Annotated in this window: 20 protein-coding genes; 10 read left to right on the plus strand and 10 right to left on the minus strand. The window is 64.5% G+C overall.

All coding sequences use genetic code 11. From position 1 onward, the window contains the following. Window positions 1-15: 15 nt before the first annotated feature. From WDC82_RS23195 to WDC82_RS23230, 8 genes are all read right to left on the minus strand, one after another. Window positions 16-288, minus strand: coding sequence for a hypothetical protein (locus WDC82_RS23195; RefSeq protein ID WP_340119799.1), 273 nt, complete (start codon window positions 286-288; stop codon window positions 16-18). 200 nt (window positions 289-488) lie between these two features. Further along, the gene (locus WDC82_RS23200) at window positions 489-956 is read right to left on the minus strand and encodes a hemerythrin domain-containing protein (protein ID WP_340119800.1); all 468 of its coding nucleotides are present in this window, start codon (window positions 954-956) and stop codon (window positions 489-491) included. Between the two features lie 93 nt (window positions 957-1,049). Then, window positions 1,050-1,610: a hypothetical protein gene (locus WDC82_RS23205; RefSeq protein WP_340119801.1), complete on the minus strand. Its 561-nt coding sequence runs from the start codon at window positions 1,608-1,610 to the stop codon at window positions 1,050-1,052. A gap of 56 nt (window positions 1,611-1,666) precedes the next feature. Continuing rightward, complete coding sequence (locus tag WDC82_RS23210) at window positions 1,667-2,170, minus strand: hypothetical protein (RefSeq protein WP_340119802.1); 504 nt, start codon at window positions 2,168-2,170, stop codon at window positions 1,667-1,669. 69 nt (window positions 2,171-2,239) lie between these two features. Next, the gene (locus WDC82_RS23215; RefSeq protein ID WP_340119803.1) at window positions 2,240-3,238 is read right to left on the minus strand and encodes a glucosaminidase domain-containing protein; all 999 of its coding nucleotides are present in this window, start codon (window positions 3,236-3,238) and stop codon (window positions 2,240-2,242) included. After that, complete coding sequence (locus WDC82_RS23220; protein ID WP_340119804.1) at window positions 3,180-5,333, minus strand: mechanosensitive ion channel domain-containing protein; 2,154 nt, start codon at window positions 5,331-5,333, stop codon at window positions 3,180-3,182. Before WDC82_RS23220 ends, WDC82_RS23215 begins: the two co-directional genes overlap by 59 nt. A gap of 159 nt (window positions 5,334-5,492) precedes the next feature. After that, on the minus strand, window positions 5,493-5,870 hold the full coding sequence (locus tag WDC82_RS23225) for a response regulator (RefSeq protein WP_340119805.1): 378 nt from the start codon (window positions 5,868-5,870) through the stop codon (window positions 5,493-5,495). A gap of 96 nt (window positions 5,871-5,966) precedes the next feature. Next, window positions 5,967-6,623 (minus strand): response regulator, encoded by a 657-nt coding sequence (locus WDC82_RS23230; protein ID WP_340119806.1) that lies wholly within the window; start codon window positions 6,621-6,623, stop codon window positions 5,967-5,969. 378 nt (window positions 6,624-7,001) lie between these two features. On the opposite strand from WDC82_RS23230, the gene aqpZ reads away from it, so the two are divergent. Both aqpZ and WDC82_RS23240 read left to right on the plus strand, forming a co-directional pair. Continuing rightward, a complete protein-coding gene (gene aqpZ / locus WDC82_RS23235) occupies window positions 7,002-7,769 on the plus strand; it encodes an aquaporin Z (protein ID WP_340119807.1) in 768 nt (255 codons plus the stop codon). Window positions 7,770-7,838: 69 nt separating this feature from the next. Next, complete coding sequence (locus tag WDC82_RS23240) at window positions 7,839-10,058, plus strand: ABC transporter substrate binding protein (protein ID WP_340119808.1); 2,220 nt, start codon at window positions 7,839-7,841, stop codon at window positions 10,056-10,058. A 141-nt stretch (window positions 10,059-10,199) separates the two neighbouring features. Here WDC82_RS23240 and WDC82_RS23245 read toward each other — a convergent pair whose 3' ends face one another. Next, on the minus strand, window positions 10,200-11,054 hold the full coding sequence (locus WDC82_RS23245; protein WP_340119809.1) for an OmpA family protein: 855 nt from the start codon (window positions 11,052-11,054) through the stop codon (window positions 10,200-10,202). A 225-nt stretch (window positions 11,055-11,279) separates the two neighbouring features. Between WDC82_RS23245 and WDC82_RS23250 the strand changes: the two genes are divergently transcribed. The 8 genes from WDC82_RS23250 to WDC82_RS23285 all read left to right on the plus strand — a co-directional run bounded on the left by WDC82_RS23250 (window position 11,280) and on the right by WDC82_RS23285 (window position 20,118). After that, window positions 11,280-12,125 (plus strand): transporter, encoded by an 846-nt coding sequence (locus WDC82_RS23250; protein WP_340119810.1) that lies wholly within the window; start codon window positions 11,280-11,282, stop codon window positions 12,123-12,125. Window positions 12,126-12,163: 38 nt separating this feature from the next. After that, complete coding sequence (locus tag WDC82_RS23255) at window positions 12,164-12,958, plus strand: hypothetical protein (protein WP_340119811.1); 795 nt, start codon at window positions 12,164-12,166, stop codon at window positions 12,956-12,958. A gap of 101 nt (window positions 12,959-13,059) precedes the next feature. Continuing rightward, the gene (locus WDC82_RS23260) at window positions 13,060-14,649 is read left to right on the plus strand and encodes an arylsulfatase (protein WP_340119812.1); all 1,590 of its coding nucleotides are present in this window, start codon (window positions 13,060-13,062) and stop codon (window positions 14,647-14,649) included. A 37-nt stretch (window positions 14,650-14,686) separates the two neighbouring features. Next, window positions 14,687-15,667, plus strand: coding sequence for an HAD family hydrolase (locus WDC82_RS23265; RefSeq protein WP_340119813.1), 981 nt, complete (start codon window positions 14,687-14,689; stop codon window positions 15,665-15,667). 115 nt (window positions 15,668-15,782) lie between these two features. Further along, the gene (locus tag WDC82_RS23270; protein WP_340119814.1) at window positions 15,783-17,309 is read left to right on the plus strand and encodes an arylsulfatase; all 1,527 of its coding nucleotides are present in this window, start codon (window positions 15,783-15,785) and stop codon (window positions 17,307-17,309) included. Then, the gene (locus tag WDC82_RS23275; protein WP_340119815.1) at window positions 17,306-18,277 is read left to right on the plus strand and encodes a formylglycine-generating enzyme family protein; all 972 of its coding nucleotides are present in this window, start codon (window positions 17,306-17,308) and stop codon (window positions 18,275-18,277) included. Before WDC82_RS23270 ends, WDC82_RS23275 begins: the two co-directional genes overlap by 4 nt. Window positions 18,278-18,425: 148 nt before the next feature. Further along, a complete protein-coding gene (locus WDC82_RS23280; RefSeq protein ID WP_340119816.1) occupies window positions 18,426-19,727 on the plus strand; it encodes an LssY C-terminal domain-containing protein in 1,302 nt (433 codons plus the stop codon). A gap of 22 nt (window positions 19,728-19,749) precedes the next feature. Continuing rightward, entirely contained in the window at window positions 19,750-20,118 is a 369-nt protein-coding gene (locus tag WDC82_RS23285; RefSeq protein WP_340119817.1) for a hypothetical protein, read from the plus strand. Window positions 20,119-20,295: 177 nt separating this feature from the next. Here the strand turns inward: WDC82_RS23285 and WDC82_RS23290 are convergent, their stop codons facing one another. Further along, window positions 20,296-21,210 carry a LysR family transcriptional regulator gene (locus tag WDC82_RS23290; RefSeq protein ID WP_340119818.1) on the minus strand — a complete coding sequence of 305 codons (915 nt, stop codon included), beginning with the start codon at window positions 21,208-21,210 and terminating at the stop codon, window positions 20,296-20,298. Window positions 21,211-21,280: the final 70 nt, after the last annotated feature.

A 21,280-nucleotide genomic window follows, 5' to 3' on the forward strand; every position in this document is an offset into this window, starting at 1 on the left:
GACGGGCCGGCAGTGTCAGCGATCTTCTTGCAGGATGAACTTGTAGAATTTGCTGGCACTGCCGTCCTCCGCTTCCTCTTGGTAGAGAAAAGCGAGTTCCTGCTTGTGCACGATCTCGAAGAATCTATCCCATCCGATGAGCTCAAGCCCCGCCTCCGGCTTTCCAAAGGCAATCCGCGGGACGCTCCCGTCGGGAATTGCGGCGACGCGTGCCGGATGCCCGCCGCGCTGTTCGGTCCACCGTCGGATTATGACCGGGTTGCTGGTTCTCCTTGTCGTACCACTCATGATGGACCCTCCCTTTCTCCGCTCACCAAGTTGGCAGCGTTATTATGAATAACGTTTCCAAACGCAGTATGTTCCTGAGATGGAAGGTTCGCCGGGGAGCCGGAACGGTGGGCTTGGCGGCGGCAAAACACGCCAGCCTGTCAGAAAGCTTTTGTAGAGAGTGGAAGGGCGGAGGCGTTCTTCGGCCAGGCCCGGGCCTTTCAGACCCGCTCGCGCACCATTGCATCCCGCGCCATCGCGTCGTGGCGGAGGGTCATTTCTTCGGCTACGTCGTCGCTGATCACGCGCGCGGCGAGCGGAAAGATCTCTGCCGCTTCGCGCTCGAAGTGCGAACGCACCGCTTGCTCCAGAGTGTTTCTGGCACGCGCGCACTCCGGATCGCTCGGCTCAAGATCGGTAATGGTCCGAAGCAGCTTGAGGATTTCGCGATGCTCGCTCACCGCCTGGCCTATGACCAAATCGACCCCTTGGCTGGTGGCGGCTGCCGACTCCCTTACCGCGGAGTAAAATACAGACTCCTCAAATTTCGTCAGCGCAGCGAAGAACCGACCCAGCACGCTGTAGAGCGCGTCCCGATCCTCCGCCGAACCGTTGACCGCGCGAAGACGCCCGAACACTTCTTCCACGGCCGCCCTGTCTTCTTTCAGTCTCGCTATGATGTGCGCCATGGCCGCCTCGCGTGTGGCTGATGGGTGAAAAACGCCACATCAGCCCAGCGGTTCCCGCCGTGAATGCCCCCGGCGCCGAGCTACTGCGCTGCCTCACGGCAAGGTGTAGCGCAGACTCGGCCAGTAGATGATACCGGCCGCACTGTGCTCGGGCGCGCCCTCAGGGGTCATCGCCACCCGGCGAAAGTCTGCCCGGACGGTGACCGGTCCCTCGCCTCGCGCGCCGGCGAAGCGGCCGGAGCCTCCGGCGATCTGGAAGTCGCCGTCGCAGCCGACAAGGTGCACGCCCTTGCAGGTCAGGGTGCCGTAAAGCCGGCTTTCGTCGCCGGCCTGGAAAGCACAGCGCGCCGTCGCGCTCTGCCGGCCGCTGTCCAGTTCGATCTCCACGGTCGCCGGGCAGCTGATGGCGCCGGCCAGAACCGGACCGCGCTCGGTTTCCACGTAGACAGGCCCTGCAAAGATGCCGGTGAAAGACGCCTGCGTCTCTCCCGTTTGCACGAGCGCCCCTTCGACCTGCCAGACCGAGAAGGCGGCCACCGTCTGCTCCTCTGCGACCGCGGGCGGCACAGCAATCCCAACCAGGACCGCGGCGAACGTCGCACCCAGAAAAGACTGTCGCTTCAGGGCGCCTAAGGCCAGTAATGTCGCTGACATCGATTACACCTTTCTCTGCAACAGCGGGTTCGACATTGCGCCGCGGCGCGAGCCGCTCAGTCGTCGAAGTCGATATAGATCGCGTCGGCGCCGAGAGACAGCGCCAGGCCTTCCCGCTCGGTCACCAGGTGCAGGGAGACGCCCTCGGCGTTCTGCAGCCAAAGTTCGCCGGTATCGTGATCGCCCGCAACCGCGCCGTAGCGTCCCTGGGCATAGGCACCGGGAAAGGCGTCGATGGTCTTGAGATCGTAGACCTCCCCTGTCGCCGTCATCTTGGAAATGCCGATCCCGCCGATGCCCAGGCCGCCGATGGTGAAAGGATACTTCTTGCCGCCGAAATCAAGAGTGCCGCCGCCCAAATTGCCGCTGCCGATCAACGCAATCTGAACCTGCTCTATGAAGACCTTGCCAGACAGCGTCCGCTGCTCTTGGGCCTGCGCCGCCTGCAACAACAGCACCGCCGCCACGGCGGCGCTCAGGCCCCACAGTCGCGGCGAGAAGCTTGCAGCGAAACGGCGGACCAACGTACCGCCACGGGTCGGCTCAGTCTTCCCAGTCATTGTCACTGCTCCTTGTTGCTGCCGTCTCGCCTATTGAGGCGGCGCCGACAATCGGTCTCTTGGCCCCGGTCAGCGTTCCGCTGGATACACTTCCCACACCTCCGCACCGACCAGCACCGCCTCATCGGTCGGTTGCAGCTTATTGACGCGCATGATGGCCCGCAGGGAGTCAACATACTCGCTGCCGCGCTCGGAATAGGAGGTCAGGGTCTCCGCAAGGTCCCAGCCGGTTACCGCCGCGTTCCGCGCGCGGGTCCGGGCGCGTTGCGCGCGCAGCTCGGCGTAAGCCTGGTTGGTATTGATGTTCAGCAGATAGGCCTCGACAGACTGCAGCGGCGTATCGAAGGCCGCAATGCGGTAGTCGCCCAGACCCTCGCGCTGCTCCTTTGGCTTGATGCCCTTGCCGCCCCAGGTCCACTGCCCAAAAAGCGCGTTTCCCTCGGCCGCGAAGCGCGAAGTGCCCCAGCCGCTCTCCTCCGCGCCCTGGGCCAGCACCAGTGAAGGCGGCACCGCGTCAACCCGCGTCACCAGTTCGGCCAGCGCCTCATCATCCACACCGTCGACCTTGTAGCGCTCGGCCAGTCCAGTAAGCCACACTCCTTCCTCGCCACCCGGCTCCTTCGCTTCCACGATCGCAAGCAAGCGCTGGCGGTCGGCCAAAATCTTCTCGTTGGCGCGCAGAACCAGCGGGCCCAGGCTGCGGAAGAAGATTCGCTTCTTCTGGACGACCTCGATGTTCTGGCTGTTCAGCTTCCAGTTCGGCCCGACATCCATCAGGTAGATGCGGGGAATCTCGCGAATTCCGGATTGCCAGGACTCCGGCGTGTAATCGAGCTTCTCGAAGAGGGCGAGCAGTTCTTCCGGGCTGGCGACTTCGACACGTTCCTGCGCCGCGGCGGGACCGGCAAGCCAGAGCGTCGCAAGAATCCCAGCCCCGCACAGAATCCGGCGCATTCCGTCAATCCACGGCAGCTGCTCCTTCGGTCGGTGATTGGGCATGGTGGCTGTCCTATTGGTTTCTGGCCAACGCAACGCCGGCGGCCGCGCCCTCGTGGTGATCATCGCCATCCTTGGACGCGACGGTGACGCGCGGCTCGGCGAACTCGATTCCGTTCTCCTGAAAGGCCTTTTGGATGCGCGCGAAGGCTTCGCGCCGCAGAATGAACTGCTCGCCTGGCCGCGACACGAACTTCACGCTCGTGATGAAGCCGGCGGCATCGGTATCGACCGCCCCCTGGGACTTCAACGGCTCCAGGAACATCGGACCGAGTTCCGGATCCTCCTGCATCGCCTCACCCACCTTCTTGATCGCTTTGCGCATCTTGTTGAGGTCGGTGTTGAAGGGAACGTGGATCTTGATTTTTATACGCACCCAATCGCGGCTGTGATTGGTGATGTTGCCCATCGAACCGAAGGGGATCGTGTGCAGCGGTCCGTTATGGTGACGCAGCTGCACCGAGCGCAGCGAGATCTTCTCGACCACACCCTTGCCGGCGGCGCTTTGGATGTATTCGCCCTTTCGGAAGGCATCTTCGACCAGATAGAAGAGTCCGGTGATGATGTCCTTGACCAACGTCTGGGCGCCAAAGCCCACCGCGAGCCCGATGACGCCGGCGCCGGCCAGCAGCGGTCCGATGTTGACCCCCAGGGCGGCGAGCGCCATCAGCACAGACATCGTGATGATGGCGACGAAGAGGAAGGCCCGGATCACGGGCAGCACGGTGGCGATGCGTGACCCCGGCTTGCCCATCGGGTCCTCGTTGGCTTCCTCCGCCTCTTCCACCGCGTAGTGGTCGAGGGCAAGCTTGCTGCCCTGCCATATGGTCCAGCCTAGCAGCGCCGCACCGCCGATCTGGAGAAGGGCTGCCGCCGCCCGGGACAGCAGGCCCGCCTCGGCACCGGCGAACGGATCGGCGCCCCAGGCCCGCGCGAGGAACGCGAAGGTGGCCAGCAGGATCACGCCCTGGCCAAAGGCCTTCAGCGCCCCCGCCGATCCCAGCGAGCGGCCATCCTCGCCGCGCGACAACAGGACGTCGTCGATCAGGGCGCCGTAGCCACCGAGGGCAAAGGGCACAAGGGAGATGACCATGAAAGAGCCCACCGCGAGCGAGGCGACGCGCGATTCCACCGTCAACAGGCCGGCATAGATCACCCCCGCGAAGTCGACGACAACCAGGACGCAAAAGACGATGTGCCAGATGTTGGCAGAGAGATCGACCACCCCCGATGGCTCTCCGCTTTTTGGCTTCCAGGCCTGTAGGATCAGATCGTGGAACGGCCGACGCACCTGGACGATGGCGACGATGCGCACGACGGCGGCGAGCAGGGCGACACCGATGCCGAGCAGTGCGGCGCTCTCCCAACTCGCACCGGACGAGACGAGAACGTCCCTGAAACCATTCGCCGCCGCGATGATCGTGACCACGCTGGCCACCCAACGCCAGACCAGCCGCACCGCGTCGTCCGGCATCGATACCAGCCGCAGAGCCGGGCGGTACGGCGCGAGGATGAATCGGCCGATGGTGAGAACCACGCGCGCCTTCACAACCGCCGCGACAACGATGGCCAGCGTCAAGCGGGGCGTCGCCAGGGCCGGCAGCAGCAGCCAGCCGATCAACAGAGCGCCGCCTGCAAAGGCGGCGATGCCCAGCACCTCCACGCCGACCCAGGCAAGGCCATAGCCGGCCCGTCGGGAAAAGCGCAGCGGCTGCGCTTGCGCGCACAGCCGGCGCCAGCGGGACAGCAGCCGATCCACGCCCCATTCACAGGCGGCGCCGACCGCCAGCGCCACCAGCATGGCGGCAATGACCAGCAGGCTACCCGTGCCGGTCTGCTCGGCAGACAGGCCGCGCCACCATGTCGCGATCAGCTCCGGCAGGTCGCGCCAGCTCGCAAGCGCCGCATCCCATCGCCCCATCGCCACGGCGACTTGGCTTTCGGCCGTCAGAGCGTCCGTCGCCTGATCCGTGTCGGCGATCGCCACCGGCCGCTCGAGGGCTGCCAGAGCTTCGATGAGTGCCTGGCGGTCGTTTGAATCCATCTCCGCCGGGAGGGTGACGACGATGGAGCCGGTATTGCTCTCCTGCGCCGCCGGCGTCCCGCACGACAGGGACAAGGCAACCGCCGCAGCTGCCACCAGGCGCGGGATCGGTGAACTCCGCATTGTCGGCTTTGCTCCCCAAGAAAGGCGGCAGGAAGGCGGCCCAGCCCTTACTCCTCGCAAGTCTACGGAGCGCGCCAGCTGGGAGACATTGGACCAAGGGGCAATACCTCGGCCCGGCGGGCATGGCGCAACAGGGGGGTGACGGAAGGCCCTGGCCCGCTAGGCTCCTTCCTCGACCGCCAGGTCGATGGCGTGCCGCAGCACTTCTCCGTCGATCGGCTTGCGCAGGTACCCGGCGGCCCCGGCCAACAGGCAGCGCCGACGCATGCCGGGCTCATGGTGTCCCGTCACGATGACGACGGGCAGCCGTTCGTCGAGCTTTTTGAGGCGCTGCTGAACTTCCAGGCCGCTCAGGCCCGGCATGTGCAGGTCCAGGACCACGCAGTCGGGACGCAGCATGCCGAGAGACTGCAGAAAGTCCTCGCCAGAGGCAAAGGCTTCGACGCTGACGTCCAGCACTGTGAGAATGCGTTGCAGCGCGCGGCGCACTGAGGAATCGTCGTCCACGACAGCAACACGAAGCGGTTGCTTGCTCATCGTGGCTCATACTATGGCCTGCTCCGCGACAGAAGAAGTCGGACCAAGGTCCATTCCTCCCCATCATCGACGGGGAGTGCCGATCTTACGGCGCGCCTAGTGCGGACGCGCCTCGGTGCCGCGCAGATTGAGCGGCATCGGCAGGGGGGACGCGCCCACCCGGTCGGCGATACGGGCCAGATCGACGACGGAGCGCACGCCAAGCTTGTTCATGACCCTGGCCCTGTGCACCTTGATGGTCTTTTCGGCCGTACCGAGTTCGTAGGCGACCTGCTTGTTGAGCCAACCTGCAGCAACGAGGTCGAAAACCTGGCGCTCGCGTGGCGTCAACGACGCAAGGCGCTTGCTGATCAGTTCCTTCTCGGCGCGCTCGGCACGGCCCATGCCATCCTCTGCGATGGCCTTGAAAACCGCCGCAAGCAGTTCCTCCTGCAAGCAGGGCTTGGTCAAGAAGTCCACCGCGCCGGCCTTCATGGCCAGCACACCCGACGACAGATCGCCGTGGCCTGAGAGAAAGATGATCGACCGCCCGCAGGCAGCGAGTTTCTCCTGCAGGCAAAGCCCGTCCATGTCCGGCATCAGAAGGTCGAGGATGACACAGCCGCAGCGCTCCACATCGTGTGCGTCCAGGAACTGCTCCGGCGTTGCATGGGGCTGTACCTCGAACCCGAAGCCGCTCAGCAGCCGCGTCAGCGACCGCAGAATAGAGGGGTCGTCATCGACGAGATAGACGACCGGCTGTTGCTCTGACATCCCCGTTCCTTCCCTGAACACCGTGCTCCCTGCGATGCAAAGCGGCTGTGGGGGCTGCTACCTGCCACCCGGGCCAAGGCGCTCATCTCCCTTGCATCGGGAGATTGTTACAGGATTGTTTCCCTGCAACCTTTAGAATAGTCGAGCCCGATTATGACAAGAAGTCCAGTGATTTTTTCGGATTCTCCAGTAATCGTCTAGCGAATATGTCTAACTTTCAAACAGGACCCATTCGAAGCCAGCAGCTTCCCCGAAGCGTCCCCGACCCATGGGACCTTGGTCCGATTGCGGGGAACCCGAGCGCTCCTAAGCTGCACGAACGCTTACGCAGCCGGCCCGACGGAGTGCTGCCGCAAGCGAATTTTGGAGGATCCAGGCATGCCTCTGGTTCGTGCTCTTGCCGCCGAGTGCTTCGGCACTTTCTGGCTGGTGCTCGGCGGCTGCGGCGCTGCCGTGCTGGCCGCTGCCGTTCCGCAGCTGGGGATCGGATTTGCCGGCGTCGCGTTCGCCTTCGGCCTCACCGTGGTCACCATGGCCTACGCGCTGGGCCACGTGTCCGGCGGGCACTTCAATCCAGCCGTGACCCTCGGTCTCTGGGCTGCCGGGCGTTTCAGGCCCGCGCAGGTCATTCCCTACTGGATCGCACAGGTTGCCGGTGCCATCGTTGCCGCGGCCGTCCTCTATCTCGTCGCCAGCGGTCGGGCCGGCTTCGATCTCGCCGCCGGCTTTGCAGCGAACGGCTATGGCGAGCACTCACCTGGGGGTTATTCGATGCTCTCGGCACTGGTCATCGAGATCGTGCTGACCTTCGGCTTCCTCATCGTCATCCTCGGCGCCACGGACCGCCGGGCGCCGGCCGGCTTCGCGCCCCTGGCCATCGGCCTCGCCCTTACCCTCATTCATCTAATCAGCATTCCCGTCACCAACACATCGGTGAACCCGGCGCGCAGTACGGGGCCGGCGCTCTTCGTCGGCGGATGGGCGCTCATGCAGCTTTGGGCCTTTTGGGCCGCGCCCCTGATCGGCGCCATCGCGGCCGGCCTCAGCTACCGGGCGCTTTGGGAAGCGGGACCTGAAGAACCGGCACACGGTATCGTGGCTGCGCCGACCATCCCGCCCCTGGCTGGCTCTGCATCCAGCAAGTGATACGCTCTCATTTTTTGGAGTAGCGGCTATACTGGCCTGACATGCGCTGTCGTCACGGGCCAAAACTCCATGGCGTACCTACTCTGCCGCCGCCTGCTGGGGCTGCTGATTCTCTGCTACTGCGGCGCATCCGGCGCGGCCGCCCAGGATCGGCCGCAGATTCTCGTCTTGGCGGCAGGCGACAGCATGCTGCCGGCGACCCGCATCATGTCCGACGAAATTCTCCACGGCCTCCAGACCGGCCTGCGAAGCGAGGTCGACATCTTCGTCGAGTTCCTCGACGCCCTCCGCTTTCCGGGCGCCGACTACGAAAGTATGATGGGAGAGCTGCTGCAGAAGAAACATGGCAGCAAGCAGTTCGATCTGATCTACGCCCTCGGCCCGCCGGCCTACGACTTCGTAGCCGCGCGGCGCGAGACGCCGTACCTCAGCGCCCCGGTTGTGTTCCTGGCGATGCGCGAAGGGACCATCCAAAGCCTGCCGCCGATGCCCAATGCGACCGGCATCGTCAGCCGCTTCGATCTCTTGGAAACCGTCAAGCTGGCCAAACTTCTGCAACCGGGCCTCCAGAACCTCTTCGTCGTTACGGGTGCCAGCAGTTTCGACAGATCCTGGGAGGAGGTCGCGCGCAGGGAGCTTCCAGCCGCCGCCGACGGTCTCAACGTCAGCTTCCTTGCTGCGCTGCCCCTAAGGGAGCTGATGGCGCGCCTCGACTCCATCCCAAAGGGATCCGCGCTGCTTTACTTGACCATGTTCGAGGAGCCTGACGGCACGGCCCATATGGCGCCCGACATCGCGGCCAGCCTCGCGCAAGCGGCGCCGGTCTACAGTGTCTACAGCACCTACCTGGACCGCGGAATCGTCGGCGGCCACATGGATACCTTCGAAGGAGTCGGTCAGGCCGGCGCGGATCTTGGCCTGCGAATTCTCGCCGGCGAAGAAGCCGACAGCATCCCGCCTGAACCGGTGGGTCAGCAGGCCTATGTCGTCAACTGGCCCGCCTTGCAGAGGTGGAGCCTGGACCCCGGGCTTCTTCCCGCCGAGACCATATTCCGCAACCAACACCCCTCCGTGTGGGACGAATACCGCGACCAGATCCTCATCTTTATCACGCTGCTGGTGCTGCAGACCCTCTTGATCATCGCCCTGATGACCCAGGGCCGACGCCGCCGTCTGGCCGAAACGCGCCTGATGGAAAGCGAGGACCGCATGCGCCTGGCTGCAAGTTCGGCCAACCTCGGACTCTGGCACTGGGACAGCGACAGCAACAAGGTTTGGATGACCGACCACTGCCGACGCATGCTCGGCCTTCCGGTCTATGCGGAACTGACCATCGAATCGCTGCTGGCGGCCGTTCAACGCGACGACAGATATCTGCTCCGGCGGCAGATCGAGCAGTCGGCGCGCTGGGAGAAACCCTTCGATACAGAATGCCGCATCATACTCGCTGACGGCAGCATTCGATGGCTCAGCGTCAAGGGGCAGTCCACGCGCAAGCCGTCGACGCCGACCGAGCAGATCACTGGGGTGGTCATCGACATTTCCGAGCGCAAGGCCGAGCAGATCGAGGCCGAGCAGCAGCGCAGTCAGCTCACCCACCTGACGCGCGTGGCCATTCTCGGGGAGCTGTCCGGGGCCATGGCGCACGAACTGAACCAGCCTCTAGCCGCCATCCTCAGCAATGCCCAGGCGGCGCAGAGGCTGCTGGAGCGCGACCCGCTGAATCTCGAAGAGACTCGTGCCATCATGGCGGATATCGTCGCCGACGACCTGCGTGCCGGAGAGGTCATCCAGCGCCTCCGCAACCTGCTGAAACGCGGCAAGATCAAACCGGAACGTCTGGACGTCAGCGAGCTGACTGGAGAGGCGCTCGAACTGGCCCGCAGCGAACTGGTGACACACCAGGTCTCGCTCGCGACCGAGTTGGAGCCTGACCTGCCTGCAGTCCTTGGCGATCGGATCCAGCTGCAGCAGGTCTTGCTCAACCTCATCGTCAACGCCTGCGAGGCGATGCGTGAGACGCCCCCCGCCCAACGCGTGCTCTCCGTTCGAAGCTGTGAGGGTAAGAACCGCGAGATCGAGATCATCGTCACCGATCATGGCAAGGGAATCGCCCCCGAGATCGTCGACCAGCTCTTTGAACCCTTTGCCACCACGAAGAAAGAGGGTCTCGGCCTGGGGCTCTCCGTCTCCCGCGCCATCGTTCTGGCTCACAACGGACACCTGCGCGCCCGCAACGGCAAGAGCGGCGGCGCCATCTTCAGCGTGGTACTGCCCTCCGAGGGCTGAACAGAACGGCGGCTCGACAAGAATGCCGCCGCCCAGCCTGGTGGCAGCGGCGGCGGCAGAAGTCAGGGAGAGGAGGAACGTCCGTGGCCGTTCCCGGGAGGCCTGCGCTTAAAGCTCTTGTGCCCTTTGCTCGTCCCGCTCCTATGGCTCAAGCTTGATTTCAACGCGACGGTTGCGGATCTCGGGAGCCTGCACGGCGACCACGGGGTCGGCCTTGCCGTAGCCCTGTCCGACGATCTTGCCAGCCTCGACGCCACTCTCAACCAGGAAGTTGATGACGGCGTTCGCACGCTGCTCCGACAGGACCTGGTTATAGGCGTCACTGCCGACGAGGTCGGTATAGCCGCCGATGTCGATGGTTTCGTAGCCGGCTTTCTTGGCCGTCAGCACCACGTCGGCCAGCACGGTGCGCGCATCCGGCGACAGGTCGGCTTCATCGAAGTCGAAGAGAACGGTGAAGGCGGCCGCCTCCGGTGTCATCGGCTCCGGTGCCGGTGGCGGCACAACGGCCACCTCCGGCTTCGCCTCAAGCTCGGCCATGGCGGTCATGAAGCGATCGCGACAGGCGGCGATATCCGCCGGCTGGAAGTTCTCTTCCTGCTCCTGCATCCAGCAGTCGAAACTGACCTGGGCCTCGGCTGCCGTCAGCGGCTTGTGCTGCGATGCACCTTCGGACATGGCGGTCATCAGGCGCAGGCGGGCGTCCGTCAACTCACCCTTCTTGTCGGCCGGCAGAGCCCGCGCCTCGATCATTTCAGGCTGCACGTTCTTACCATCCGACAGCTCCAGCGCCCGCATCGCGAAGTGGTCGGAGTCCCTGTAGTCGCCCTCGTTGTATTCATCCTCGGCGAGCTTGACGTAGCCGTCGTGCAGGTTGCGCTCGAAGGCGGTTCCTTGCGACGGACTCATCTCCGCCTTCTCCAACTCCGTGCCCGCGCAACTCGCGAGCAGCATCACGCTGGCCACCGCCATGACCGCCCTGATTGTTCCTGTCATTTTCGAAGCTCCCCTATCTGGCTTACTCTTGTCTGAATTGGAGCCGCGCCGCGCGCCTGCTCCAGGTACCTCAGAATCCTGCAACTAGCGCCGCCTGGCGAGTTGGACTTTGGTCCCACCACCCGGCAATTGCGGCGCGTTTCGCTTTGGGTACGACCTAGGTCCAATGCAACCGCCGGCTCTGTCGGATTAACGTGCGACCAGACCCGCTATCGTTGGGAGAAGGTGAACGGCATGCTCGCAAGGACCGCAAACGCATTGGCCGCAGCGCTGCTCGTGACGAGTTTTGTCGTGATCGCGGGGTTCGGTGCGGGCACGGCGCCGTCGCATGCGCAGGAGTCCCAGGAGCTCGCCAAGCAGCTGGCCAATCCCGTCGCCAATCTCATGAGCTTTCCGCTCCAAATCAACTATGACGAGGGTTTCGGGCCGGATGGCCACGGCCAGCGCCTGCTGACGAATATCCAGCCGGTGATTCCCATTGAGATCTCGGAAGACTGGCTGGTGATATCGCGCACCATCCTGCCGGTTGTATGGCAGGACGACGTGGTGCCCGGTGAGGGGTCGCAATTCGGGCTCGGGGATACCGTGCAAAGCCTGTTCTTCTCCCCGAAAGAACCGGGGCCTTTCGGCCTGATCTGGGGTGTCGGCCCGGTGCTCTACGTGCCGACGGCCACGGAAGATACCCTGGGTGCGGAGAAGTGGGGTGCGGGGCCCACCGCCGTGGCGCTCAGACAACAGGGTCCCTGGACCTATGGACTGCTGGCCAATCACATCTGGTCCTTCGCCGGCGAGGATAACCGCAGCGACGTCAACGCAACTTTCCTGCAACCCTTCCTGAACTACACCTTTCCCAGCGCGACGACGATCTTCCTCAACACCGAGACGACCTACGACTGGACCGCTGAAGAGGCTTCGGTCCCGATCAACTTCGGGGTGAACCAGCTCTTCACCATCGGCGGTCAGGCTTTTCAGATCGGCGCCGGGCTCCGTTATTGGGCCGACGCCCCCGATGGTGGTCCCGACGACATCGGCTTCCGCATCAATCTCGTTGCGCTGTTTCCGGTGAAATAGATGACATGACGGTGGCGGGACGAAGAGACCCACGCGACATGCTCAAGACCGCCGGCCAGGCGACGGCCGGCCTCCGGGAAACCTGCGCCGCGATCGTCCTTTGCTCTGCGGCCGCACTCCCTGCCCGCGCGGCGGACGACTGGGAGTTCGCCATCGCACCCTATCTGCTGGCGCCCAGCATCAACGGTGAAGCCGGTATGGGCCGTTTCATCGATGGCGCCGATGTGGACGTCGACTCGCGCGACATCTTCGAGCACCTGGATCTCGGCGCGATGATTCACGCCGAGGTGCGCCACCGCAGCGGCTTCGGCGCCATCGTCGATTACTCCTTCATGGACCTCTCCGGCGAGGCAGATGGTGCGGTCGTACCCGGGGCGAAGCTCAAGGCGGAGGTGTTCCAGGGCGTCTTCGAGGCCTTCGCCAGCTACCGCTTCGACATCACGCCGGAGCACAAGGTCGATGCCTACGGCGGTATCCGGTGGTGGCACATCGACGTCGAGCTGAAACGGCGCAACGCGCCGGGCTTCAACGTGACCGAGGACAAGGGCGACGACTGGGTCGATCCGGTCTTCGGGGCGCGCTGGGTCGCCGAGTGGTGGCCCGGCTGGCGCAGCAGCCTGGCCGGCGACATCGGCGGATTCGGCGTGAGCTCCGATTTCAGCGCCAGTGCTCAGGCGCTGATCATCTACGACGCTTGGGAGAACGTTTCCGTCGCCGCCGGCTATCGCGCGCTCTGGGTCGACTATGACAACGGCAAGGGCGGTACGCCCGACTACTTTTCTTACGACACGGTGACACACGGGCCGCAGATAGGCGTGATCTTCCGCTTCTGAGACAGACCGGATAGGCCCCTGGTCCAATACCGCCCCCTCGCTTCGGCCCTTACTCTTTCGGGCCAACGGAGCGGCAATTTGATACGTAGGGAGACAGCACGATGAGACAGACCAATAAGCGGGGCCTGCGGCATGGCCTCGGCATTCTCCTGTTTGCTGCTGCGGCAACCCTAGCTACTCCGCCGGCTACGGCCCAGGAGAAGCCCAACATCCTCGTCATCTGGGGCGACGACATCGGCACCTGGAACATCAGCCACAACAACCGCGGCATGATGGGTTACGAGACGCCCAATATCGACCGCATCGCCAGTGAAGGCCTTTCCTTCACCGACTATTACGCCCAGCAGAGTTGCACCGCGGGGCGGGCCGCCTTCATCGGCGGCAACGTCCCGGTACGCACCGGTATGACCAAGGTCGGCCTGCCGGGGGCCGAGCAAGGTTGGCAGATGACCGATGTCACTATGGCCACGGTACTGAAGAGCCTTGGCTATGCCACCGGGCAATTCGGCAAGAACCACCAGGGCGACCGTGACGAACACCTCCCGACCATGCACGGCTTCGACGAGTTCCTCGGCAATCTCTATCACCTGAACGCCGAGGAGGAGCCGGAGAACCGCGACTATCCCAAGGACATGGTCCTGGCCAACGGGAAGACCTTCGTCGAGCAGTTCGGCCCGCGCGGCGTCATTCACTCCTGGGCCAATCCTGACGGCACCCAGCGGATCGAGGACACCGGGCCTCTGACCAAGAAGCGCATGGAGACGGTGGACGACGAGACGGTCGCCGCCGCCATCGACTTCATCAAGCGTCAGCACGAGGCTGGACAACCGTTCTTCGTCTGGTGGAACGGTACGCGGATGCACTTCCGCACTCATGTGAAGGAGGAGCATACGGGCATCGCCGGCCCCAGCGGAGACGAGTATCACGACGGCATGGTCGAGCATGACATGCATGTCGGCGAGCTGTTGAAGGCCCTCGACGATCTCGGCATTGCCGAGAACACCGTGGTGATGTACTCGACCGACAACGGTCCCCACTACAACACCTGGCCCGATGCCGGGACCACGCCCTTCCGCAGCGAGAAGAACTCGAACTGGGAAGGTGCCTACCGCGTGCCGGCCTTCGTGCGCTGGCCCGGTGAGCTTCCGGCCGGCGAAACGAGGAACGGCATCGTCGCCCACGAGGACTGGCTGCCGACCTTCGCCGCGATCGGGGGCGATCCGGAAATCAAGGCAAAGCTGCGCGACGGCGTCGCGCTGAACGGACGCGACTATCGCAACTACATCGACGGATACAACCAGCTCGCCTATCTCAAGGGCGAAGGCGACGCTCCCCGTCACGAGTTCTGGTATGTGAACGACGACGGCCAGATCGTCGCCGCCCGCTACGACGACTGGAAGGTGGTATTCCTGGAGAACCGGGGCCAGGCCTTTGGCGTCTGGCGCGAGCCCTTCATCGAATTGCGGGTACCACTCATCTTCAATTTGCGGCGTGATCCCTTCGAAAGGGCTCAGCACAATGCCAACATCTACGACGACTGGCTGCTGGACAGAGCCTTTGTGATCGTCCCGATCCAGGCATTGGCGGCGCAGTTCTTGCAGACCATGCAGGACTATCCGCCGAGCCAGACTCCGGGATCGTTCAATCTGTCCACAATCGAGGAGCGGTTGAAGGGCGGCCTGGGGAACTAAGCCGAACCAGGTGCCGACGTTGCAAAGGAAGGCGGTTATGAGGACTCTTCGCCGCGGGATAGTACCACTGGCTGCCATGGTGCTGTGGTCCGCTTCGGCGTTTGCGGCGGACCTGCCGTCCTGGAGCGAGGGACCGGCCAAGGCGGCCATCGTCGACTTCGTCGAGAGCGTGACCACGGACGGCGACGCCCGCTTCGTGCCGCCGGAAGACCGCATCGCCGTCTTCGACAACGACGGGACCCTGTGGTCCGAGCAGCCGGTCTACTTTCAGTTTATCTTCGCCCTCGAAAAGGCGCAGAAGCTGGCCGCCGCCGATCCCGCCTGGGTCTCGACCCCGGCGTTGAAGGCCGCCGCGGCGGGCGATGCCAAAGGTGTGCTGGCCGGCGGCGAGGAGGCGCTGCTTGAGGTCGTCACCGCCACCCACTCCGGCATGACAGTACCGGCCTTCACCGCGGAGGTGGCCGACTGGCTTGCCACGGCCAAGCATCCCACGACGGGGCGCCTCTACACAGAGATGGTCTTCCAGCCCATGCTGGAACTACTCGACTACCTGCGCGCCAAGGACTTCGACGTCTACATCGTCTCCGGCGGCGGGGTCGACTTCATGCGCGCCTTCGCCGAAGACACCTACGGTATCCCGCCGGAGAACGTTATCGGCAGCCTGGGCAACGCGCGCTTCGAGATGGTCGACGGCGTGCCGCAGGTGATGAAGGATCCCGGCATCGCTTTCATCGACGACAAGGGCGGCAAGCCGGTCGGCATCGCCCGCCACATCGGCCGGCGGCCGATCTTCGTCGGCGGAAACTCAGACGGGGACCTGGCCATGGCGCAGTGGTCGACGGCCGGCGACGGGCCGCGCTTCGCCCTCTTCGTTCATCACACCGATGCCGAGCGCGAGTTCGCCTACGACCGCGAAAGCCACATCGGCAAGCTCGACAAGGCCCTCGACGAAGCCGCCGCCAATGGCTGGACCGTGGTCGACATGGCAAAGGACTGGAAAGCCGTATGGCCGGAATGATGCGTTGACGGGCAGGTAGTCGTTTGCAGCACCGTGACAACGCTCGGGAGATGAGGAAGGCATGACGATGAACCGAACGGTCCGATGTCTAACTTTCGCTTTTGTTTTTTGGGCTTTGCCAGCAGCGGCACAGGAACGGCCGAACATCCTGGTCATCTGGGGTGACGACATCGGCTGGCAGAATGTCTCTGCCTACGGCCTGGGTACGATGGGATACACCACGCCCAACATCGACCGCCTCGCGGCCGAAGGCATCCGCTTCACCGACCACTACGCGCAGCCGAGTTGCACGGCAGGGCGCGCGGCCTTCATCACCGGCCAGTATCCCATCCGCTCGGGAATGACGACAGTCGGGCAGCCCGGTGCGCCGCTCGGCCTGCAGGCGGCCTCGCCGTCGCTGGCGGAAGTCCTAAAGGAGGCCGGCTTCCGAACCGGCCAGTTCGGCAAGAACCACCTGGGCGACCGCAACGAGCACTTGCCCACGGTGCATGGCTTCGACGAGTTCTTCGGCAATCTCTACCACCTCAATACGCAGGAAGAGGCGGAGCAGCGCGACTACCAACGCTTCGGGCGGGCCTTCTCAGGCAGCGTCGAGGACTACGAGGCGCGCTTCGGGACCCGCGGGGTGCTGCACAGTTTCGCCGCTGACGACGACGATCCCGCGGAAGATCCTCGTTTCGGTCGCGTCGGACGTCAGACAATCGAGGACACAGGGCCGCTGACGCAGGAACGCATGAAGGACTTCGACGCCAGCGAGGTAATCCCACGCGCCCAGGATTTCATGTCCGCCGCCAAGGAGGCCAATCAGCCCTTTTTTGTCTGGCTCAATACCAGTCGAATGCATCTCTACTCGAGGCTCAACGACGAATGGCGCTATGCCGCCGAAGAGTACACTTCGGAGGCGGACTTCCACGGCAGCGGCATGCTGCAGCATGATCATGATATCGGCCTGGTGCTCGACTGGCTCGACCGCGAAGGTCTGGCCGAGAACACCATCGTCTGGTACTCGACCGACAACGGCCCGGAGCATTCATCCTGGCCCCATGGCGCCACCACGCCCTTCCGTGGCGAGAAGATGACCACCTATGAAGGCGGCATCCGGGTCGTCTCCATGGTACGCTGGCCTGGGGAACTGCCGGGAGGTACCGTTCTCAACGGTATCCAGGCGCACCAGGACATGTTCACCACGCTCGCCGCAGCGGCCGGCGTCGAGAACGTCGCAGGGAAAATGCGCCAGGAGAAAAATCAGTACATCGACGGCGTGGACAACCTGGCCTACTGGAAGGGCGAGGAAGACGCATCGCGACGCACCCACATCTTCCACTACTACGAAAGCAAGCTTACAGCCCTTCGCATGGGACCATGGAAGTTCCACTTCTCCACCAAGGAGGACTATTACGCAAATCTCATTCCGCGCACCGTTCCGCTGGTTTTCAACATCCGCATGGACCCTTTCGAATCCTACGACAACTCCGATTCCTACGGCCATCTGCTGCAGAAAGTATCCTGGCTGATTCAGCCGATGGGCGTGCTGATGCAGCAGCACCTGCAGACGCTGGCCGACTATCCACCCGTTCAGGGTGGCGCCAGCTTCGACATGTCGAATGTGGTGCAGGAATTCATTGAAAAGGCGAGACAGTGATCCGGAAAACATCGTTCCTTCTCGCAGTGCCGCTGGCACTGACCTTACTATCTTCGCCGGCCGCGGCCGCCGACTTCGTGCGGATCGCGGGCGGTACCTTCACCATGGGCTCCGAGGAATTCTACCGCGAAGAAGGTCCGCAACGGCAGGTGACCGTCGGTGCTTTCCTGATCTCAAGCACGGAGATCACCAACGCGGACTTCGCCGCCTTCGTCGAGGCGACCGGCTACGTCACCGTCGCCGAGCGCGGCCCCAATCCGGCGGAGCACCCGAACTGGCCCAAGGAACTGCTCGTGCCGGGTTCCATGGTCTTTAGTATTCCGCAGAAGGTCTCCGGGGGCTCCGATATCACCCAGTGGTGGTCCTACGTGCCCGAGGCGGACTGGCGCCACCCGACGGGCCCCGACAGCAGTATTGAGGGCAAGGAGAACCATCCCGTGGTGCAGATCTCCCCGGAGGACGCCGAGGCCTATGCCGCCTGGGCCGGCGGGCGCCTGCCGACCGAGGCCGAGTGGGAGTTCGCCGCCCGCGGCGGGCTCGACGGTGCCACCTATGCCTGGGGCAACAGCTACACGCCCCTGGAAGGCTGGAAGGCCAACACCTGGCAGGGCGCCTTCCCGACCGAGGACCGCACGCTCGACGGCTATCACGGCACCGCGCCGGTCGGTTCCTTCCCGGCCAACGGCTACGGCCTCTACGACATGGCCGGCAACGTCTGGGAACATGTCGCCGACTGGTGGGTGCCCGGGCATCCCGAACGCGCGGAAGCCGATCCGAAAGGCCCGCCGCAGGTGCTGGCGGCCAAGTTCTCGCCGCCGGAGATCGGGCCGCAACGCGTCGTGAAGGGCGGCTCCTGGCTCTGCGCACCGAACTTCTGCCTGCGCTACCGCCCGGCCGCGCGTCAGCCCAGCGAGATGGGGCTCGGCTCCAACCACATCGGTTTCAGGATCGTGAAGGACGTGGAATAGAGCACCGGGCCATCCTTCGTTTCCTCTCCCCGTAGGACCTTGGTCCAATGCCTTCCTGCGCGGCGGCTCCCCTATCCTGCCCGTGAAGCCGACACCGGCGGTTGCTGGAGCTGGTCATATCGGCTGGCGCAGGTGAGGGAGCGAATTCTTGGCGCGCACAGGGCAGTTCTTCCGGCTACCAGCGGCGGCGCTGCTCGTTCTGGTGCTGGCCGCATGCGCCGGCTTCACGCCCCCGCTCAGCCACGAAGCGATCGGTTTCAAGCAGCGCGCCGCCGCGCAGACGCAGGACGGCTTGACGGTTTCGGCCGTTGCCCTGGGGCCCGAGGAGGCACAGGACGCCTTCGGGCTGCCCATGATCGAGCGCGGCATCCAGCCCGTATGGCTCCGCGTTACGAACGACAGCGGCACGCCGCTGACGCTGCTGCCGCTGTTCTTCGATGCGCTCTATTTCACGCCGGCCGAAGCCGCCTTCATCAACCACGGCTGGTTCTCCGGGGAGACTAACGCGCAGATTGACGCGCTGTTCGCCACCCAGGCCCTGCCCCTGCGCGTCGCGCTCGGCGACACCGTCGAGGGCTTCCTCTTCGCCACGCCCGACTTGGGGCAGAAGGCGCTTAATCTCGTCTACGTCAGCGAGTCGAAGAGCATCAATACCGCCATGGTGGTCCCGGTACCCGGACTGGCGCGCGACACCGTGGACCTCACATCCCTCTATACACCGGGCGAAATCCAAGACCTGACGACCGGACCGGAACTGCGGGCGGCGATCGAGGCCCTTCCCTGCTGTGTCTCCGACAGCTTGGGGGAAGTCGAAGCCGATCCGCTGAACTTCGTCCTCGTCGCCGATACGCAGCTCGGCCTGACCGCGATGGTCGCGGGAGGATGGGACCTCTCGGAGACGGTCACCCAGGCTTCAGCCCTGAAGACCCTCGGATCGTTCCTCTTCGGCGCGATCTACCGCTATTCGCCGGTCAGCGATCTCTATGTCTTCGGGCGCAAGCAGGACGCGGCATTCCAGATTGCAAGGGACGACATCTACGAGCGCAATCACCTGCGCGTCTGGCTCACCCCTCTGCGATTCCGCGGCACCCCCGTCTGGATCGGTGCCATCAGCCGGGATATCGGTGTCATTCGCAGCGGGCTGGGCACCACCCACAAGATCGATCCCCACGTCGACGCCGAACGCTGGTATCTGGCGCAAAGCCTGGCGCGGGCGCAGGCTCTGAAGCGCTTTGCCTATGCGGCCGGTGGCCCCGTCTCAACGCCGGAGAACCCGCGCAGCTCCGTGGAGGAACGCAATGTCTTCTATTCCGACGGGTTGCGGATCGTCATGGAGCTTTCCCCGACCCCGGTGGCGCTCGACGAGATCGAACGCCTGCCTTGGGAGACCGAAGCCGAGCCAGCCCAGTCCGCAGCCGGCGGCGGGCAGATCGCCCCTTTGACCAATTGAAGAAAACAGGAAGGACGCAGCCATGTTCAGAGTCCTCTTCGGAGCACCGCTTATCCTCGCTCTGGGGCTCAGTCTCAGCCTGCCAGCCGTCGCGCAGCTCAACAGCGTCACCAGAGGCGGCCTCGAACTCACCACCGACGATTGGGAGATGCTGGAGACCGCCGCGGCAAAACTCTACGAACCGGAGGAGGCGCAGGTCGGCGCCGTCGAAACCTGGTCCAATGCCGAGAGCGGCAACGAGGGCCGCATCGAGCTGCTCCAGACCGGCCAGTACCAGGGGATGCCCTGCCGCAAGCTTCAGCATGAGATCAGGGTGAAGAACGTCTCCGACCCCTTCCGCTTCACCATCGACCGCTGCAAGACACCCGATGGCGCGTGGAAAATCCTCTGAAAGCGATGGATTTGCCTGATTGAACCTGGGTTAAAGGTCCACCTCGACCGCGGCCGCGCGGGCCGGCACTGTGATTGGGTGCGGCAGCAGCATCGACGGCACAGAAATCAATAGACCCCGGCGCGCCCGGCAGGACTTGAACCTGCGATCCCCATGCTTGACGCCAGAACCGGAGATTCAGGCGACAGCGCGCGTCCTCCTGCTGGCGCACCCTCCTTCGAGGGCAACGCGCTCTTCCTGGAAAAGCCGGATCACGGCATCCATGACGGCGCGAACGCGCGGCAGATTGCGCAGGTCGCGGTGCACCAGCAGCCACTGGTCGACCGCGACCTCCTCCAACGGCGGTCCGATGCGGTGCAGTACGGGCTCGTTGTCGCCGAGGTAGCAGGGCAACACGGCAAGGCCGGCCCCCGCCCGCACGGCTTCCAGCAGCACCAGCCAGTTGTTGACCCGCACCTGCGGCCGCCCGCCGGAGAGCATCTCGAGCGTCCAGCGTTGTCCCGGCATATAACTGTGATCGTCGTCGAAGCCGAGCCACGGCATGCCGCTGAGCCGCTCCCGGCCGCCCCTCCCGCGAGCGAGATCCGCATTGCCGTAGACCGCATAGGCGGTGCGGCCGAGCTTGCGCGTCACGATGCTGGCCACATCCGGCACCTGATCGCGGATCAGCAGATCGGCTTCCCGGCGCGACAGGTTCGCCAGCATGTGGCTGGCCACCAGCTCGATCTCTATGCACTGCATGTTGTGCCGCAGCCGCGGCATGTGGCGGGCGAGGAAGGCCGTCATGGCTTCGCCAGCCGAGAGGCGGACGGTGCCGTGCGCCGTGTCGCTGAGCCCGGCACTGCGCCGGTGGATCGTTTCGGCCGCCTGCTCCATCCCCTGTGCATCGGCCAGCAGTTCCTCGCCGGCGGTGGTCAGCACGAAGCGGTCCGGCAGGCGGTCGAACAGGCGGGCGCCGAAGGCCTCCTCCAGCGCCTTGACGCGGCGCGCGACCGTTGGATGGCTGACCTCGAGCTCCCGGGCCGCGGCCGTCAGGTTCCCTTCGCGCGCCAAAACCAGGAAGACTCGCAGATCGTCCCAATGCCACGCCATGGCCCCATCCTTTCCCGTGTTTCCTGTACATAATTGTACAGCAACTGGTCAATCTTGTCGATTTGTGAAC

Origin of the sequence: Pelagibius sp. 7325 (assembly GCF_037652055.1) — a bacterium.
GTDB lineage: Bacteria > Pseudomonadota > Alphaproteobacteria > Kiloniellales > Kiloniellaceae > Pelagibius.